Below are 1,483 nucleotides of genomic sequence, written 5' to 3' on the forward strand. Positions count from 1 at the left end.
CTGTCCCCCCTCGATTCCCCCACCCAAGGGTGTATCCATCCACCCCCGTCCATTCACCCGTCCGGCCGGGCGCTCGGAGTGAACCGGGGGAGCGGTGCGCCGGGGCCCGAGGGCCGCTGAACGGGCTCAGACGTTGACGCCGAAGTCCTGCGCGATGCCGCGCAGGCCCGAGGCGTACCCCTGGCCGATGGCGCGGAACTTCCACTCCGCGCCGTGGCGGTACAGCTCGCCGAAGACCATCGCGGTCTCCGTCGAGGCGTCCTCGGAGAGGTCGTACCGGGCGATCTCCGCCTCGCCCGCCTGGTTCACGACGCGGATGAACGCGTTGCGCACCTGGCCGAACGACTGCTGGCGGTTCTCGGCGTCGTAGATCGAGACCGGGAAGACGATCTTCTCGATGTCGGCGGGGACGCCGGCGAGATTGACCTTGATCTGCTCGTCGTCGCCCTCGCCCTCACCGGTGGTGTTGTCACCGGTGTGCTCTACGGAGCCGTCGGGGCTCTTCAGGTTGTTGAAGAACACGAAGTTGGCGTCACTGCTGACCTTGCCCTCCGCGTTCGTCAGGATCGCGCTCGCGTCGAGGTCGAAGTCGGTACCGGTGGTGGTGCGGATGTCCCACCCCAGACCGATGATGACCGCGGTCAGGCCCGGGGCCTCCTTCGACAGCGATACGTTGCCGCCCTTGCTGAGGCTGACTCCCACGAGTCCTCCCATTGGTGTCCGGGGGCGGGAAGCCCCGTAGTGCGTTGGTATCGGATCAACGTGCCGATCCTAGTGAGAGGTTCCCCGTCACCGCAGTGCCTGGGGCACGAAGAATCCCGAAGTGTCGGCATCCAGGCTCTACAGGGCGTCGAGCGCCTTGACGTACTCGTCCAGGTCCCGTGCGTCCGGCAGGGCGTTGACGACCGTCCAGCGCACGACGCCCTCCTTGTCGATGACGAAGGTGCCGCGCACGGCGCAGCCCTTGTCCTCGGCGAAGACCCCGTACGCGCGCGAGACCTCGCCGTGCGGCCAGAAGTCCGACAGCAGCGGGTAGTCCAGGCCCTCCTGCTCGGCGAAGACGCGCAGGGTGTGGATGGAGTCGTTCGAGACGGCGAGGAGCTGGGTGTCGCGGTCGGCGAACCGCGGGAGGTTGTCGCGCAGCTCGCACAGTTCGCCGGTGCACACGCCGGTGAAGGCGAAGGGGTAGAAGAGCAGCACCACGTTCTTCGCGCCCCGGAAGTCGGAGAGCTTCACGGTGGCGCCGTGATTGTCCTTCAGCTCGAAGTCCGGAGCCTTGTCGCCGACCTCGATCGCCATGGTCCTGCGTCCCTTCCGTAGATCGGGCTGTTCGGGTGACCCCCACCCTACGCAGACCCCCCGAAAGCGGACCACGCGCCCCACCGGCCCGGGCGCCACCGCCGAGGAGCCGACGGCCGCCGACTGGCTGGCCATGCCCCAGCAGCGGCTGGCCGAGGTCACCGGCGGTGCCGTCTTCCACGAC

2 protein-coding genes and 1 pseudogene are annotated in these 1,483 nt (G+C 68.3%); 1 reads left to right on the forward strand and 2 read right to left on the reverse strand.

Annotated features, from left to right (window positions below):
- Positions 1 to 126: 126 nt before the first annotated feature.
- Together ACFWGJ_RS43665 and ACFWGJ_RS43670 are read right to left on the reverse strand one after the other, a co-directional pair.
- Positions 127 to 702, reverse strand: coding sequence for a TerD family protein (locus ACFWGJ_RS43665; protein ID WP_055617911.1), 576 nt, complete (start codon positions 700 to 702; stop codon positions 127 to 129).
- A gap of 138 nt (positions 703 to 840) precedes the next feature.
- On the reverse strand, positions 841 to 1,299 hold the full coding sequence (locus tag ACFWGJ_RS43670) for a peroxiredoxin (RefSeq protein ID WP_387334545.1): 459 nt from the start codon (positions 1,297 to 1,299) through the stop codon (positions 841 to 843).
- Between ACFWGJ_RS43670 and ACFWGJ_RS43675 the strand changes: the two are divergent.
- A pseudogene (locus ACFWGJ_RS43675) lies at positions 1,298 to 1,483 on the forward strand (hypothetical protein); the annotation flags it as partial. The gene ACFWGJ_RS43670 and the pseudogene ACFWGJ_RS43675 overlap by 2 nt on opposite strands.

The organism is Streptomyces sp. NPDC060205 (genome assembly GCF_042728395.1).
GTDB lineage: Bacteria > Actinomycetota > Actinomycetes > Streptomycetales > Streptomycetaceae > Streptomyces.